The organism is Rhizobium sp. Pop5, from assembly GCF_024721175.1.
GTDB lineage: Bacteria > Pseudomonadota > Alphaproteobacteria > Rhizobiales > Rhizobiaceae > Rhizobium.
In genome coordinates, this window is sequence record NZ_CP099402.1 from 559,611 (window position 1) to 576,397 (window position 16,787).

General features: G+C 60.3%; 12 protein-coding genes and 2 pseudogenes. 5 read left to right on the plus strand and 9 right to left on the minus strand.

What is annotated here, in order from left to right:
- Positions 1-165 precede the first annotated feature (165 nt).
- On the minus strand, positions 166-2,127 hold the full coding sequence (locus NE852_RS30645; RefSeq protein ID WP_008523008.1) for an elongation factor G: 1,962 nt from the start codon (positions 2,125-2,127) through the stop codon (positions 166-168).
- Between the two features lie 75 nt (positions 2,128-2,202).
- Between NE852_RS30645 and NE852_RS30650 the strand changes: the two genes are divergently transcribed.
- Positions 2,203-2,649 (plus strand): BON domain-containing protein, encoded by a 447-nt coding sequence (locus tag NE852_RS30650; protein WP_245270522.1) that lies wholly within the window; start codon positions 2,203-2,205, stop codon positions 2,647-2,649.
- 55 nt (positions 2,650-2,704) lie between these two features.
- Here the strand turns inward: NE852_RS30650 and NE852_RS30655 are convergent, their stop codons facing one another.
- Entirely contained in the window at positions 2,705-3,019 is a 315-nt protein-coding gene (locus NE852_RS30655) for a hypothetical protein (protein ID WP_128623488.1), read from the minus strand.
- A 692-nt stretch (positions 3,020-3,711) separates the two neighbouring features.
- On the opposite strand from NE852_RS30655, the gene NE852_RS30660 reads away from it, so the two are divergent.
- The 3 genes from NE852_RS30660 (at position 3,712) to NE852_RS30670 (ending at position 10,825) form a co-directional block, all read left to right on the plus strand.
- Positions 3,712-9,660, plus strand: a complete 5,949-nt coding sequence (locus NE852_RS30660) for an AAA family ATPase (RefSeq protein ID WP_258156989.1) — start codon at positions 3,712-3,714, stop codon at positions 9,658-9,660.
- Between the two features lie 51 nt (positions 9,661-9,711).
- Complete coding sequence (locus NE852_RS30665; protein WP_008523033.1) at positions 9,712-10,338, plus strand: response regulator transcription factor; 627 nt, start codon at positions 9,712-9,714, stop codon at positions 10,336-10,338.
- A gap of 271 nt (positions 10,339-10,609) precedes the next feature.
- The gene (locus NE852_RS30670; RefSeq protein WP_128623489.1) at positions 10,610-10,825 is read left to right on the plus strand and encodes a hypothetical protein; all 216 of its coding nucleotides are present in this window, start codon (positions 10,610-10,612) and stop codon (positions 10,823-10,825) included.
- Here NE852_RS30670 and NE852_RS30675 read toward each other — a convergent pair.
- Together NE852_RS30675 and NE852_RS30680 are read right to left on the minus strand one after the other, a co-directional pair.
- Positions 10,816-11,022: pseudogene (locus NE852_RS30675) on the minus strand (heme-binding protein); the annotation flags it as partial. The gene NE852_RS30670 and the pseudogene NE852_RS30675 overlap by 10 nt on opposite strands.
- 70 nt (positions 11,023-11,092) lie before the next feature.
- The gene (locus tag NE852_RS30680) at positions 11,093-11,791 is read right to left on the minus strand and encodes a type 1 glutamine amidotransferase domain-containing protein (RefSeq protein ID WP_258156991.1); all 699 of its coding nucleotides are present in this window, start codon (positions 11,789-11,791) and stop codon (positions 11,093-11,095) included.
- Between the two features lie 152 nt (positions 11,792-11,943).
- Between NE852_RS30680 and NE852_RS30685 the strand changes: the two genes are divergently transcribed.
- Entirely contained in the window at positions 11,944-12,855 is a 912-nt protein-coding gene (locus NE852_RS30685; RefSeq protein ID WP_008523038.1) for a LysR substrate-binding domain-containing protein, read from the plus strand.
- Between the two features lie 114 nt (positions 12,856-12,969).
- Here the strand turns inward: NE852_RS30685 and NE852_RS32645 are convergent.
- The 5 genes and pseudogenes from NE852_RS32645 to NE852_RS30705 form a co-directional block, all read right to left on the minus strand.
- A pseudogene (locus NE852_RS32645) lies at positions 12,970-13,096 on the minus strand (FMN reductase); the annotation flags it as partial.
- Between the two features lie 15 nt (positions 13,097-13,111).
- Positions 13,112-13,708: a 2-hydroxychromene-2-carboxylate isomerase gene (locus NE852_RS30690; RefSeq protein WP_008523040.1), complete on the minus strand. Its 597-nt coding sequence runs from the start codon at positions 13,706-13,708 to the stop codon at positions 13,112-13,114.
- A gap of 47 nt (positions 13,709-13,755) precedes the next feature.
- On the minus strand, positions 13,756-14,790 hold the full coding sequence (locus tag NE852_RS30695) for an LLM class flavin-dependent oxidoreductase (RefSeq protein ID WP_008523042.1): 1,035 nt from the start codon (positions 14,788-14,790) through the stop codon (positions 13,756-13,758).
- Between the two features lie 15 nt (positions 14,791-14,805).
- A complete protein-coding gene (locus NE852_RS30700; protein ID WP_052034537.1) occupies positions 14,806-15,699 on the minus strand; it encodes an ABC transporter substrate-binding protein in 894 nt (297 codons plus the stop codon).
- Between the two features lie 122 nt (positions 15,700-15,821).
- Positions 15,822-16,766, minus strand: coding sequence for an ABC transporter substrate-binding protein (locus NE852_RS30705; protein ID WP_008523045.1), 945 nt, complete (start codon positions 16,764-16,766; stop codon positions 15,822-15,824).
- Positions 16,767-16,787: the final 21 nt, after the last annotated feature.

Genomic DNA, 16,787 nt, shown 5'->3' on the forward strand with positions numbered 1-16,787 from the left:
CGTTGGATCGATGCGGACCCTCAAGCGCGCAATGTATGGTCGGGCAGGTCCCGAACTGCTGAGGGCACGAATGCTACCGCCGCTCCATACAAAGTCAGGAAGAACCCGGTTGACTCAACGACATGAGCCCCATTCTGCGAACGAGCATGAAGTGGCGCGAACATATCAGTGTGCGACGCCTGGTTCCTCGTTTGCCCTCACGATGGCGTCCGCTTCCTTGCCGTATAACTCCTCGAAGTGATCGAAGGTCTTGGAAAAGTAACCAATGCCCTGCGTTGCCGAGCGCAGCGCCCGCGCCAGATCGTCAAGTGCGCCGCCCGGAATAAGTGCTCGGAAGATGTCCCATCCCTTCGCGGTTTCATCCCGGTCGAAGCCGAGAACCTGACCCTTGAGAGCGGAGACGATCTGGACGAGGCTGCCGGAATAGATCGACGGAATGTGAATTTCGCTGCTGAAGACCGGTTGCATTAAAACGGCCGCCCCTTCGGAAAGCGCCTGTCGCACTCCCATTTTCGACGCAGTCCTGAAGGCGTGTTCCGAACTGTCGACGGCATGGTGCTGACCATCGAACAGCGTTACGCCGACATCGATGACCTGGAAGCCGAGCGGCCCTTTCTCCATCGCTTCGCGCGCGCCTGCTTCGACGGCAGGGATGTAGTTGCGCGGAACGACGCCACCCTTGACGGTCTCGCTAAAGGTGAAGCCCCGGCCGCGCTCGTTGGGGCGAATGCTCAGCTTCACATCCGCAAATTGCCCGGCACCGCCGGTCTGTTTGCGATGCCGGTAGTGAACCTCGGACGGCTTGGCGATTGTCTCACGGTAGATCGGGCTGGGTGTTCGATCGGTTACATCGATGTGGAAGACGTCCGACAGGGTTCGGCAGAGATCGCGCAGATGTACCGGGCCCTGGGCGCGGACGAGCTGGGCGCCAGTGCCTTCCTCCTGCAAAACGACAAGACCGCGATCCGTCTCGGAAAGTTTTGCCAACGTTTCGGAGAGCTTGTTTTCATCGCGGTCGCTGCCCGGGACCAGGATCCTTTCAAGCATCGGCGTAGGTGGCTCGGTCCATTCGGGCGGGGCGACCGTCGCGTCTGATGTCAACAGCGACGGGACGGGCAAGCGGTCGGACTTGACCGTTGCGAAGACATCGCCCGGTGCAGGCACCATCGGCGAGCTGGACCGTCCGTTTGCGGGATCCTGCACGGCGCCCAGGCTGGAGCCGCCCAGTAGTGCGCCTTGCCGCAGTCCTTCGCCAAACGCACGCACCAGCACCGTCTTGCCGATATTCTGGCGATGATAGGCATGAAAGCTCACGGCGGTCAGCTTGTTTTCATCGACATTGCCCGCGCGAGCCAGGCGCTGTCGAAGAACCCCTACCGGCGGCGCCTCGTGGCGCAGCGCCTTCATCAGCCTCATCATGCCGTTGCCGTGACTTGCGGCACCGATCAGGACTGGAATAATCCTGTTTTCCCTGAGAACCCGCGATGAAATGGCATAGAGCGCGTCGCTGGGCGGCTCGCGATCTTCGACCAGTTCCTCGAGAAGCCAGTCATCGAATTCGGACAGGTGTTCCAGGAGCTCGCTGCGCGCTTCCTGCTCGCGCTCGGCGGCGCTTTCGGGGATTGCGATCAGCGCCGAAGTCTGGCCTTCCCGGTAGCGCCACGCCCGTTCCGAAATCAGATCGCAACTGCCTATGATCCTGTCTCCCTCGCGGATCGGGATCTGGCGAAGCAAAAGCGTGTGGTTGGCGTAGTCTTGAAGCGCGGCGATCACGTCCCTCAGCCGCCCTCTCGGTTCGTCCATTCGGTTGACGAAGAGGATGCATGGCGTCCCCGAGGCTTCGACTATCCGCAGATAGGGCGCGGCGAGCACGGCCTCCTCGGGTGCTGATGAAACGCACAGGATACAGGCGTCGCTGGCAAGAAGCGCGTGCTGTGCATGCACCAACGCTTCGTTGGGTCCTGGCGCATCCAGCGCACACCACGCCTCGTTTCCAAAGGTGAATTCTGTGAGATTCAATCCATAAGGGGACCTGGATTTTCTCGGCGCCCCCTCCAGGGAGCCGAGCTTTTCCACGACTGTTGATTTTCCGGTCTGCGAGGGTCCAAGCACGGTAAAGCAACGCATCAGCATTCCTCCAACTGCCATAAACACAATTTCCAGCCATCATAGGATGCCCTGAACCGCTGCAAGGCGCCAGAGGTGTTCGGTTTCACAACGCTTTCACCTGGAGACGTAGGAGCTATTCTCGAATTGCCCAACGGGGCCGGCGTTGCCATCAAGAACGATCGTGCCTTCCTGCTTTGGGCAAATGGCTTCAAGGCGAACGATGACGGGCAGCGGGCGCGCCACACAGGAGCATCACGAAGGAGAATTGCCATGACCTTCGAGCCGGAAAGCGTCGCCCACGATCAGCTTGCAAGCGTGCAGGCCGCGGTGGCCGCGGAACCAGAACTGGAAAGCTCGTCTATCTCTGTGAGCGTGGTCGGCAGAAGCGTTCTGCTAGAAGGCTATGTGGCCGGTTACGTCGATCGGGAGAAAGCGACTGCGATCGCCGCGTCGATAGCCGGCCCTGAGAACGTGCAGGACCGGCAGCGAGACGCCGATCAAATGGCAGATACCACGTCAGCCCAGCAGGAACCCTTCTAGGGCCGCCAGCGGCACGCTCGTTGAGCGCCAAGGTTGGTGTCCATAGCGCTGCCGACTAAAAATCAAAATACACAGTCACACCTGACCGGCGACGATAGGGGTAATCGTCGCGATAACCGTAATAGTCGCGGAAGCCGTAATACCGCGGACGGTAGCAGGAGCCGTAGTATCGGCAGTCGCGATAAGCGTACCGGTGTTTCTTCCAGTGGCCATAGGCATATCCATTACCGTGATGACGGTGTTTGACCTGCTCGACGTCGGGACTGTGCATCTGAACTGCATTCGGCACGACATTCGGCGCGGCGTTGAGCGGCAGTGCGAAAGTTGCAGACAAGACAATGCCTGCAAGTGTGGAACAAAGCATTTTCATCGGCGCATCCTTTCAGGCTGCGATTCTGGGTTAATTAGGATTAACCTCCGATGAACGCCAACGATGTGCTGCTCTCACGTTGTCGGCAATTGGATTTGACGACAGGGCACTATGAGCACACTGCAGTTATTGTCGTCTCGTCTAACCCTAGCCGATGTATCCCGCCCGTGCGTGCGAACGCGCTTAGAGAAAAGTCGGCTGCGACACCAGCTCCCCCGTATGCAGGAAGACGGAAAAGCCATGAGGCCCATGGCGGATATCCTGAGCGGGAATGGCTGCATAATTGGTCTGGTTTAGGAAATCGGGCGAAAGGGCTAAACAAATATACTTCAGCATAATAGCGAGGGTGCTCCAGGCAGAGGTAATGTTGCAACGGTCCGAAAAACAAACGCCCTCCCATCCCGGGCCGACTTGCCGCGCCGGCGTTTTGCTTGACCGCAAGACCTTCACCCCTGCCGGCGCGGCGCCTCTTAAAGCATGAAACCGTATTGCCGCAGCTTTGCTCTTCGCGGATCTGCCTTAGCAACATGCACTGGAACCTCAGTCGGAGGAAGATCAGCAGAGATGCGACCGCCTCAATGATCCGAACGATAGGCTCGTTGACATGAGAGGAAAGTCGGTAAAGCTTGATTGGATCTGCGATGCCAGCGCCTCCGATGGTATGCGGGCAGCATCGAAGCGAGCGGTGTGCCATGGACGACACGGTCAAAGATGCGCAGAAGACCAGGAAAAACACGTTCGGACGAAAGCGCGTGCTCGCTTCCATCGGCCAACAGACTTCGACTGACCTTCGGTACCACGAGTCACAATCCTCCTGGAGTGACGGCGATCGCATCTTTACACGAGAGCTGATCCGTAGCGGCAATGGCGCATCAAAAGCCGTTCTGAGGGTGCAGCTTGCAGCCGAACATCCCGGTCGAACCAGCCTCGACAGACTGGCCCACGAATATCGCCTGAAAGACGAACTCGACCGGGAGTGGGCAGCCAAACCGCTGGATTTCATAACGGAAAATGGTCGTATCGTGCTCGTCCTCGAAGATTGCGGCGGCGTGCCCCTCCCGCAGTTGATGGGACGGCACAGCCATGGCATGGCCGCCGAACTCAGGGTCTTTTTGCGTCTTGCCAAGGGCATTGCGGCGGCAGTCGGAAAGGCTCACGGATGCGGCCTCATTCACAGGGACCTCAAGCCGGCGAATATGCTGGCGGACGAGGCGGAAGGGCGGGTCCGTCTCACGGGCTTCGGAGTGGCGTCGCATCTTTCTCGTGAGCGCCAGGCCGCCGGGCCACCTGAGGTCATTGCTGGCAGCCTCGCATACATGGCGCCCGAACAGACCGGCCGCATGAACCGATCGGTGGACTCGCGTAGTGACCTCTACGCCGTCGGCATCACGCTGTACGAAATGATCACCGGCCAGTTGCCGTTCACTGCTTCGGAGCCCATGGAATGGGTGCACTGCCACGTTGCCAAGCGACCGGTGCCGCCGTCCGAGCGTGTAAGAGGGCTACCAAGCGTTATCTCGGCAATCGTGATGAAGCTGCTCGCCAAGAACGCAGAGGAACGCTACCAGACGGCCGCCGGGCTGGAGGCGGATCTGCGACGTGCCCTCGTCGAGAGCGAAAAGTATGGGCGGATCGCAGAATTTCCGCTCGGGACACGCGATGTGCCGGACAGGCTGGTGATTCCCGAGCGGCCCTACGGTCGCGAACGCGAGATCGCCGCCCTAACCTCCGCATTCGACCGGGTCGTCGCGGGCGCTGGGCCGACGCTGGTGCTGGTTTCGGGTCATGCCGGCGTGGGCAAATCCATGGTCGTGAATGAGCTCCACCGCTCGCTCGTGCCGCCGCGTGGGCTGTTTGCCTCCGGCAAATTCGACCAGAACCAGCGTCACATTCCTTATGCGAGCGTAGCGCAGGCCCTGCAAGGCCTCGTCCGAGTGCTGCTGGGCAAGAGTGAAGCGGAACTCGCGCCTTGGCGCGCTGCCTTAACCGAAGAACTGGGCGCGAGCGGTCGGCTGATGGTAGCGCTTGTTCCGGAACTTGAATCTCTCATTGGCCGGCTTCCAGCGGTTGCGGATCTCCCGCCTCAGGACGCCAAACGCCGCTTCCAATTGAACATCAGGCGCCTACTGCGAGTGTTTGCCACAGCAGAACATCCGCTCACGCTGTTTCTAGACGATCTCCAATGGTTGGACGCAGCAACGCTCGATCTGCTTGAAGATTTGTGCACCCAGCAGGATATGCGTCATCTGCTGCTTATTGGCGCCTATCGCGGCAACGAAGTATCGTCCACCCATCCACTGATCCGCCGGCTGACAGCGATCCGGGAGGCCGGTGGCCAAGTGCATGAAATCGTACTGACACCGCTTAGGCTGGAAGATGTGACCCGGATGCTTGCCGACGCTCTTCATTGCGCAAGCAACCGTGTCCAGCCGCTTGCGCGGCTAGTGCACAAGAAGAGCGGAGGCAATCCCTTCTTCGCGCTCCAGTTCCTGAGCACGCTGCCGGACGAAGGCCTGCTCGAATTCGATCGCGAACAGACGCACTGGGATTGGGATCTCGATCGCATAAGAGCCAAAGACTATACCGATAACGTCGTGGACCTTATGCTAAGCAAGCTGCGGCGCCTGCCCGATACCACGCAGGCTGCCCTGAACATGCTGGCGTGCGTCGGCAATCACGCGGCGGTTGATACCCTGGCTCTGATCAGGAGCGAAAATCACGACGCGGTTCATGTAGCCTTTTGGGCCGCGGCGCGGGCCGGACTCGTGTTGCTTGAAGAGGGGTCATCATACCGCTTCCTGCATGATCGTGTTCAAGAGGCCGCGTATGGGCTGATCCCTGAAGATGAGCGGGCGGCAGCGCATGTTTCCATTGGCCGCCTCCTGCTGAGGCATACGCCGCCGCAGGCACTCGAGGAGAATATTTTCGAGATTGTCGGCCAACTCAACTGCGGCGGCGCGCTCATCGCGCCCGGTGAAGAGCGCGAGCGTCTCGCGGACTTGAACCTGCTTGCCACCCGCCGCGCCAAGGCGTCGGCTGCATACGAATCGGCGCTGGCCTATGCCGGCACGGGTGCGGCTTACCTGCCGGACGATGCCTGGGAGCGCCGATACGAACTCGCTTTCGCCCTCGAACTCCACAGGGCCGAATGCGAATTCTTGACCGGGGCAACGGCGGAGGCGCAGGCCCGCCTCGCAGAATTGGCAAACCGAGCCACCAGCCTCGCCGATCTGGCCCGCGTCACGCGCCTGCGCGTCGACCTTTTCATGAGCCTGGGCCGGAGCGATCAGGCCATCATATTCGGCCTCGACTACCTGCACCGGGTCGGCATTTCGTGGCCGTCCCACCCGACCAGGAGCCAGGTGCGCCAGGAATACGCGCGGCTTTGGCGACAACTCGGGGGCCGCCCGATCGAAGCGCTGCTTAACTCGCCCCCCATGGCGGACCCGGTCGCGCTCGCGACCATGGACGTTCTGACTTCACTTGTTACTCCGGCCCTGTTTACCAACGAGAATCTGCGCTGCCTCGTTATCGGGCGAATGGGCAACATCAGCCTCAAACACGGCAACAGCGACACATCGCCTTATGCCTTCACTGCTGTGGGCACGGTGCTCGGGCCCTATTTTGGCAACTATGAAGCCGGTTTTCGGTTCGGCCTGCTCGGATTGGACCTGACGGAACAGCCTGGAATGGAACGCCTGAAGGCACGAGTCTACCTCGCCTTTGGTAACCTTGCGAAATCGTCGTCGCGTCATGTCCGCACCGGCCGTGCGCTTGCGCAGCGCGTATTCGAAACGGCACAGCAGGTCGGCGATCTCACCTACGCCGTCTTAAGCCGGAATAACCTTGTGACTTATCTTCTGGCCGCTGGCGAGCCCCTCTCGCAGGTTCAGCGCGATGCGGAAGCCGGCCTGGACTTCGCGCGTCAGGCCGGCTTCGGAGTCGCCGTCGGTTTCATCAGCGGGCAGCTCCAACTCATCCGAACGCTTCGCGGACTGACGCCAATCTTCGGATGCTTCAACGATGAAGGGTTCGACGAGCAGCAATTCGAACTTAAGACCGACGGCAAGCCGGGCAGTTGCCTGTACTGGATCCGCAAGCTACAGGCATGTGTATTTGCCGGGGATACTCTCACAGCACTTTCGGCAGCGGCGAAAGCTGAAAGCCTCCTCTGGATGACTCCCGCTATTTTCGAGCGGGCGGAGTATCACTTCTACGCCGGCCTTTCATTGGCCTCGGCTTTGCAAGGAGCGACTACTGAAACAGCTCTTAATCGCAAGGCCATACGCGCTCACCGCCACCAGCTCGACACTTGGGCCGCGCACTGCCCGGAGAATTTCGCAAGCCGCGCAACATTGCTTGGCGCAGAGATCGCCCGCCTGGGAAGCCGTGAGTTGCATGCCGAGCGCCTCTATGAACAGGCGATCCAGTTGGCGCGTGCGCACGCGCTCCCACACGATGAAGCGATCGCGTATGAGCGCGCTTCCGCCTTTTACCGGGCGCGCGGCTTCGATCAGATTGCTCGCCTCTATCTTCAAAACGCCCGTCGCTGCTATCTCAGTTGGGGAGCCGACGGCAAGGTGCGGCAGCTCGAAGAAGTCTATCCCCAACTGCGGGATGGACAATCGGCACCGGCCGCAACAAGCACGATCGAAGCGCCGATCGAGCATCTCGACCTCGCCACCGTCATCAAGGTGTCGCAAGCAGTCTCCAGCGAAATCGTCGTCGAGAAGCTGATCGATACGGTGCTGCGAATGGCCGTCGAGCAGGCGGGAGCCGAACGTGGCCTTCTGATCCTGTCGCGTGGCGGCGAACCGCGGATTGCCGCTGAGGCGACGATCCGCGGCGAAGCGGTCCTCATAGAGTTGCGTAATGAGGCCATCGCCGGCGTGATGCCGGAATCAGTTCTCAATTACGTCCTGCGTATGCGGGAAATCGTCAGCCTCGACGATGCGTCGGCTGAAAACGCCTTTGCGGCCGATCCTTATATCCACCATCGCGCGGCCAGATCCATTCTCTGTTTGCCGCTGATCAATCACGCGAAGCTGATCGGTGCGCTATATCTGGAAAACACTCTGGCGGGCCGTGTCTTCGCGCCGGGGCGCATTCCGGTGTTGAAGCTGATCGCCTCGCAAGCCGCCAGCACGCTCGAAATCACCGGACTTTACCGTGACCTGGCAGAACGTGAAGCGCGAATAGGCCGGCTTGTCGAAGCGAACATCATCGGAATTTTTATCCGAGATATCGGAGGTCGGATTATCGAGGCCAACGAGGCGTTCCTGCAAATGGTGGGCTACAGCCGTGACGAACTCTTGGTTGGTCAGCTGCTCGATAAAGAGCTGACACCGCCGGAATGGCGCGAGCGTGACGCCGAAGCCGAGGCCGAGCTGAGAGCGAACGGCAGCGTCCGCCCCTTTGAAAAGGTGTACCAGCGAAAGGACGGCGGTCACGTACCCGTGATGATCGGTGAGGCAAGTTTCGAGGGCGCTGGGAACCAGGCCGTGGCCTTCGTGCTCGACCTGTCCGAGAGCAAGCGAGCAGAGGAGAGGCTGCGAGCGAGCGAAACTCGCTTTCGGACCTTCGTCGACCATGCCACCGATGCCTTTTTCCTCCATACCGACGATCTGACCGTCATAGACGTCAACCGCCAAGCCTGTGAAAGCCTCGGTTACAGCCGGGAGGAATTGATTGGCATGCACCCGCGCGACTTTGACGGAGCTATCGACGAAAAGGCGCTTTCGACATTGGTGGATCGCGTCGACGCAGGACAGCCAATGACTTTCGAAACGCTCCACCGGCGTAAGAACGGAACAACGTTTCCGGTCGAGGTTCGCGTCGGTAAATTCCGACAGGAAGAGCAATGGTTTCGTCTTTCGCTGGCGCGTGACATCACCGACCGCAGGCAAGCCGAGGATGCTATTCAGCTTGCGCGAGCAGAACTTGCCCATGTAAGCAGGCTGACCACTATGGGAGAACTTGTAGCCTCCATCGCCCACGAGGTCAGACAGCCGCTCACCGGGCTAGTCAGCAGCGGCAATGCCTGCCTTCGCTATCTCGACGCGGATCCCCGTGACATCGTCTCCGCCCGCCGGGCCATCGAGCGCATGATCAGCGACGCTTTTCGCGCATCCGAGGTCATCGACCGGATTCGGGCAATGGCGAAGAAATCACCCGAACGCAGGGACCGGCTGAACGTCAACGATATCGTGTCCGAGACGATTGCGCTGGTGTCCTCGGACCTCGAACGCAGCGCGGTGTCGCTTCGTACAAACCTCTCCGACGGCTTGCCCCCGATCGTAGGGGACCAAGTGCAAATCCAGCAGGTGATCCTGAACCTTATCATGAACGCCAACGACGCGATGGCGGCGATGCCAAAAGGAGCGCGCGAACTCATCGTAAGCACCGGAAAGGCAGCACCCAATACGGTTTTAGTGGCAATCCGCGATAGTGGCCCTATCCTCGACCTGGCGAAGATCGGCGATATATTCGAGGCGTTCTACAGTACCAAACCCGAGGGTATGGGCATGGGCCTGCCGATCAGTCGTTCGATCATAGAGGCTCACAAAGGCCAACTCTGGGCCACGCCAAACGCGCCCCACGGTGCCATTTTTCAGTTTACATTACCAACCGACGAGAAATAATGCATCCATGTCCGGGGCGCCGCCTGACCGGCGCAAAACTTGGGGACATGGATGAAGGAGATTGTCTACATCATTGATGATGACGCATCTGTCCGCGAAGGCCTCGGCGATCTCCTGCGCTCGGTTGGACTTGAGGTACTGACATTCGCTTCCAGCCAGGAGTTTTTGGATAGCAAGCGCCCTGACGTTCCGGGCTGCATCATTCTCGATGTAAGACTGCCGGGGCGGAGCGGCCTGGAATTTCAGAGCATGCTCACTTCCCTTGGAATTGAGCTTCCGGTCATTTTTATCAGTGCCCACAGCGACATTCCGATCTCTGTGCGGGCGATGAAAGCCGGCGCAATCGAATTCCTGACGAAGCCGCTGCGCGAGCAGGAGTTGCTGGATGCCGCCTATGCCGGGATCGAGCGCGATTGCGCGCGGAGGCAGGAGGTCGCGCTCATTGCCGAGCTTCAGTCCCGCTATGATTCCTTGACGCCGCGCGAGCGAGAGATCATGAACCTGGTGGTCGCGGGCAGCGTCAACAAGCAAATCGCTGCGCAAGTGAGCCTGAGCGAGGTGACCGTCAAGGTTCATCGCGGCCACGTCATGCAGAAGATGCAGGCGAGATCTCTCGTTGACCTGGTCCGGATGGCGGACAGCCTCGGATTGACGACGAAGCCGGCGTGGGTCAGGTAGGCGCACGTATCTAGACCAAAGTATCGGGCGTCTGCCACGGGTGGATAGTCGGGGCGCCAATTCGGCTGGTCGCTTATCTCATTCGGCAATACGTTCCGAAGGCCGTCGGCTGTATCTTCTTACCAGCTAAAAAACATGCAGAGACAGGACGGACGTTATGGCGTCTCGGGGCAAGAATCCGCGTCGGGTCCGCGCATCCCTACGATTGGGCGGACGCTCATCGATGTTGATGCAACGCGAATAACCGAAAGACCGAGGAAAGGTACGATCCATGCAAAACCAGAGATACGCCCTGCAGAAGAACCTCAACATCTACTGGACGGTAATCGATACGGTTTCGGACCGGAAAGCTCTCGTCGATGGCTTCGTTATGGACATGCTTACCGCCGATGAGGCCGAAGAATTGGTCAACATGCTGAACCGTGCAGAATCCCATGCTATCCATGCGCCTGGACCACCAAGTTGCGCGCTGTTTTCTACAATATAGGCGGTAAAGGCCTTATCGATGGCAAGCTGCACGGACCCCGCCATGGCGCCGTCCTGGCGTGCGAAGGACAATAGCTGCCCCGACGCGTCGACGATGGCAATTAAGGAGGGAACATTCAATGCACGGGCGGCGGTGATGGCGCTCGTGACCATCTGCTGAGCATCTGTCAGCAATATCGTCGCGATAGGGAAGGACATGGCAAACTCCGGTTTCCGAAGGTGATCTGCCGCCGACGCAAGTCGTGGCAGATCACGATATTCAAGCCAGTCAGGCGGCCTTGGGCTTCATCTGGCTGAGAGCGGTCATGAGGGCCTCAGCCGCCTCGCTCGACGAAGCCGGATTCTGACCGGTAATGAGCTGACCATCGACCACTGTGTGCACGCCCCAGTCCTTGACCTTGGAGAAGACTGCGCCGAGACCCACGAGTTCGTTCTCGACCAGGAGTGGCACCACATCGGTCAGGCCCACGGCCGCTTCCTCGGTATTGGTGAAGCCCGTGACGTAGCGCCCTTGAACGAATGCGGTGCCATCGGCATTCCTTACATGGCGCAGGACACCCGGCGCATGGCAAACGAGGGCGATCGGCTTGCCGGCCCCGACAAAGGATTCGATCAGCCTGATCGAATGCAGATCTTCAGCCAGATCCCACAACGGGCCGTGGCCGCCGGGATAGAAGACTGTATCGAAATCCTTCTGATCGACACTGTCGAGGCGCACCGTGTCCGCGAGCTGCGCCCGGGCAGCGTCGTCGGCATTGAAGCGTCGCGTCAGGTCGGTTTGGAACATCGGCTCGTCGCTCTTTGGGTCGAGCGGCGGCTGACCGCCCTTCGGCGAGGCAAGGGTGATCTCGGCGCCGGCGTCCTTGAAGACGTAGTAGGGTGCTGCCAGCTCTTCGAGCCAGAAGCCGGTCTTCCTGCCGGTGTTGCCAAGGGTATCGTGGGAGGTGAGTACCATGAGAATTTTCATTATCGGATCCTTTCGTCAAATCGCTTCGTAGCCGGTTGATCTGGAGCTCCATCAGCCGCGTCGGCCTTTCGATGATCTGATACTGGCACCTCTTGAGATATTTCAGAAATTTACTTCCTTGATTTTAGATATTCAGATGAGATTATATCTTGATGAGATACGATCTGAATCTGCTCCCGGTTTTCCTGGCTCTGATGGAGGAGCGGAGCGTGACCCGGGCCGCCGCGCGACTGGGCATTACCCAGCCGGCGCTGTCCAATTCCCTCAACCGCCTGCGCGAGACCTTGCGCGATCCGCTGTTCATCCGGGAAAGGTACGGCATCAAGCCGACGCAACTGGCCGAGGAAATCGCTCCCGCAATCGAAGCGGCGCTGGCACAGCTGGACGATCTCGTGTTGAACCAGCAGGAGTTTCGGCCGGCGGAGGCCGAACGACTGTTCACGCTTGCGCCCAACAGCTATGTGGAGCTTGTGGTGATGCCCGCGCTCGTCGCGAGAATGCGGGAGCTGGCGCCGGGTATCAAGCTGCGCATGACGGCATTCGGCAACGACCTTGCCGAGACGGGCGTCGTCTCCGGCGGCACTGCCATGGTTATCGGCCGGATCGTCGATCCGCCTGACAATCTCGTCGTCCAGCATCTCATGGACGATGGGCTTGCCTGCGTGGTGCGCAAGGGTCATCCGGACGTCGGAGACAGCATTTCACGAGAGCAGTATGAGAGCCTCAAGCATGTGAACGTGCTCCCGCCGGGCCGTCTACGCGTGGGTCTCTTCCAGGCATTGGGACAACAAAACCTCAAGCGCGAGGTCGCCGTTTCCGTCACCCACTTCCTTGCCGTGCCCGTGATGCTTGCCGTCACGGACTATTGTGCGACGCTGCCGAGGCTGATCTGCCGGAGCCTCGAAGGCGATCCGCGCCTGAAGGTGCTTCCGACCCCCGTCGATCTCGGAACTTTTCCGGTCGAGATGGCTTGGCATGTTCGCTACCGCCACGATCCAGCCCACAGGTGGTTGCGTTCGGTGATAGCTGAACTGGCAAAGGAAATGGCTACTGAGAAAACCTAGCGATTTCCATGCGTCGATTGGCATTGGCATAAAGACCTGCCGCCTTGAGTAGATTTGAACTGTCGTTCAATGGACGTCTGAAATCATCAAAGGAATAGGCATGCCATGCGGCGGCGCCTGCTCGTCGAGGTCCTTCCGCCAGGAAGCGCAACCCAGCGACCGGCCGAGATCGTGGATAGGTTTTGCTCACAAAGCCGTATCGGATGCTGGCGCGTTTAGCGAGATGCCGGACCAAAGGCAGTTACCTGATCCGAACTCAAGGCCTGTCGCCGCGAAGATGACGTTCGAGGAAAGGCAGATTGTCCTGGCCCCAATAGATTTCGCCGTCATGAACATAGGTGGGAAAGCCGAAGACACCGCTGTCGCGCGCATGCACGCGGTCTGCTGACCACTTGTTCTGGACATCGTCATCGGCCTGCCGCCTGAGGAGTGCCGCGCCGTCGAAACCGGCAGCGGTGACGATCGCCTCGCGCACATCGGGTTTGCCGATATCCCTCGCCTCGCCCCAGAAGGCATGCTGGAGGGCGCGTGCCAAACCGACCCAATCCTGCCCGTCGAGATAGGCGGCAATCACGAAGAGGGATGCCGGCGTCGGATCGCCGAGCTCCGGGCGATCGTCGAGCCGCAGCTCCTTGCCGCGCACGCGGGCCCAGCGTTTGAGATCCCGCGTCCAGTAAGCGCGGCGGATCTCCGGGCGGTTGCGCGAGAAGATGCCGCCGTTCTCCTCGACCACCGTCGTCAGATAGGGCGTAATGACGACGTCGTTCTTCGCCGCCAGTTCGATAAAGGCGTCGAAGCCGATATAGGACCAGGGCGAGCCGATCGAAAAGAAGTATTCCACCGATTTGGTCACTGATGAATATCCTCGTGAATGGTTGTTCTGGCGCCGGCTCGACGCCTTCAGGAAGCGGCCCTGTTTTCGGGCTTTGCTTTCCACCCGAGCTGCGGGGCGATTATTGTCACAAAGTCGTGGAGGATCTGGCGATATTCCTCGTGCTCGAACTCGTAAGGGAGCTCCAGTCTCAACTCGTTGACCTCGGGCAGGATCGGATCGGCAAAAAGCCGCTCCAATATTTCCTCCGACGTGCCGACGATATCGCGGGCGAACAGCGTGCGCCGCTCGCCTTGCGGCGAAAGCGTCCGCGCATGACGGCCATCGGTATAGTCGCGATAGCGGCGGCGCGTCGCCGCGTCGGCGCTGTCGAAGGGCACGATAACGCGGCCGAGCGCGACGCGGCGCTCAGTGCCGGCGGTGCGAAAGGTTTCGATCAACCTCGACTGGGCGACGAAGAAATCGTCCGTTCCCTCCCCCGTGATTACATTGCCAGTCAACAGGTTGAACCCGTTGCGACCGGCCCACTCGGCCGAGCGCTGCGAGCCGCCGCCATACCAGATCCGGTCGATCAGGCCCTTGGCATAGGGCTGCAGGCGCGGCCGGATCGGACCGAAGGGCGTCTTGATGAAAGTCTGCTCGTTGCCCAGATAAGTGCCGCGCAAATTGTCGGCAAAGCGCAGCACGCGATCATGCGAGAAATCGTAGCCGGTCCAATCGCCGTCGAAGACCCGCGGAGCAATCAATTCCGCATGCAGCGGCCGGCCGGCGCTGACGCCGATGTTCAGGCGCCCGCATGAGAGAACGTCGACCGTGGCGAGGTCTTCGGCCAGCCGATACGGGCTTTCATAGCCGATCGGAATGACCGCCGTCCCAAGCTCGATCCGGCTCGTTCGCTGCGTGGCCGCCGCCAGAAAGGCGCTTGCGGAAGATATACCCGGCTCCAGATGCCGCTGGCGGACCCAGGCACTGTCGAAACCCAGCTCCTCGCCATATTGCAGCTGCTGGAGCGTCTGCTCCAATCCGTGCAATGGATCGTCATCGGGATAATTGCCAGGGGTGAGGAAGCCGATATGGCTGATGGCTAAGTTGCGGCCGCTCATCTCGTCTCCCCAAGATCAGTATTTCGGTAGACCGGGCGGGTTGGTCTCGGATGCCGGCAAGGCTTCCTCGGCAAGGTGCCAGCGGCCGAGGATTTTGGCGTAGGTGCCGTCCTTGATCAGGCCGTTGGTGGCAATGGTCAGCGCATCGGCGAACCCGCTGCCCTTGCGGGTGGCAATCGCCACATCCGACCGGTCCGGCCAGCCGGCGCTCAGGGTGCCGACACGCTTGATGTTCTTGTCGCGCGCGGCGATGAAGACGAGCTGCGCATGCGGCTGGACGATGACATCGGCCCGACCGGAGCGCAGGGCGAGAAGGCTCGCCGCCTCGTCGTCGTAATATTGCAGTTCGATCGGCTTCAGGCCTGCGGCGACGTTCTCTTCGCTCCACTTCACCAGGATGCGCTCCTGGTTGGTTCCGGCGCCGACGATGATCCTCAAACCCGCCGCGTCCTTCGGCTCCTTGATCGAGGTGATCGGGCTATCAGCTTTCACGAAGACACCGTGCAGGCCCTGGCGATAGGTGGAGAAGTCGAACTTCTCCTTGCGCTGCTCTGTCACGCCGACATTGGAGATGACGGCATCATATTTGCCCGAGGTAAGTCCGAGCGGCCAGTCGATCCAGGCGACCGGCACGATCTCCAGCGTCAGGCCGAGGCTGTCGGCGATCGCGTAGGCGTAATCGGGATCGGCGCCGACCACGGTCTTGGCATCCGTGGCATAGGTCGCAAGCGGCGGCCCGCCGGGGCTGACGGCGATGGTGAACTTGCCCGGTGAGACGAATTTGAAATCCCTCGGGATTGCGGCGATCGCCGCGTCGCTTTTCTCGGCATGAAGCCGGCCCGGCTGCTGCGGGCTCAGGTCGAAATCGTCGGCCGCATGAGCGGCACCGAAGCCGGCCAAGCCCATCATAAGCGCTGCAAGAAAGAAGGTGCGGATATCAGCAAAGGTCGCCACGTTCGATAGGTCCCCGTTGTATCGGAAAGCGGGAGACGGACCGGCGTGGTTCCAAACGCCGGTCCGTCGGGCCGCCGTTAAGAGCCGCTCTTCGGCAGGCCGGGCGGATTGGTCTTCGCCTCGTCGATCGCCTCGGGACCGAGATTCCACGTCTCGAGGATCTTCTTATAGGCACCGCTGGCGATCAGGTCGTTGACGACATCGGTCACCGGCGCCGCCAGGCCGCTGCCCTTGCGGGTGGTAACAGCAATTTCAGCCGTGATCGGCCAACCGCCGCTGACCGTGCCGACGAGTTTGGTCTTGCCGTTTATTCCCGCCGAATAGGCCTGCGTTGCGTTCACGCTGAAAACGGCGTCCGCACGGCCGGACTGGACGGCAAGAGTCTTGACCGCATCGTCGTCGTAATATTGCACCTCGATCGGCTTGAGGCCGGTCGCGACGTTCTGTCGGTCCCATTCCAGCAGGATCTTCTCCTGGTTGGTGCCGGCATCGGTGATGACCTTCAAGCCGGCAATATCCTTCGGCTGCTTGAGCGCCGTGATCGGGCTATCAGCCTTCACGTAGAAACCCAGTTCATCCTTGCGATAGGTCGAGAAGTCGAATTTCTCCTTGCGCTCCTCCGTAACCGTCACGTTCGAGATCACAGCGTCGAACTTGCCGGAGGTGAGCCCCAGCGGCCAATCGGCCCATGCGACGGAAACGAGATTGAGTTTCAGACCCAGGCTGTCGGCGATCGCCTGCGCGAGATCGACGTCGTAGCCGATGACAGTCTTGGAATCGGAGGCATAATCGTGCAGCGGCAGATTTCCGCTCGAGCTGATGCCGACGGTGAAGACGCCGTTTTCGACGAACTTGAAATCCTTGACCTCGGCAATGCGCTTCTCGTTCTTTTCCACCCGCAGCCGGTTCGGCTGCTCGGGGCTGAGATCGAATTTCTGCTGCGCCTGAGCGGAGCCGAAACCGACCGCCGCGATGGTGACGGCTCCCGCTATCAGAAGCCTTGCCCTATCTTTAAATGTCATGCCCCTTCTCCATTTCATCTA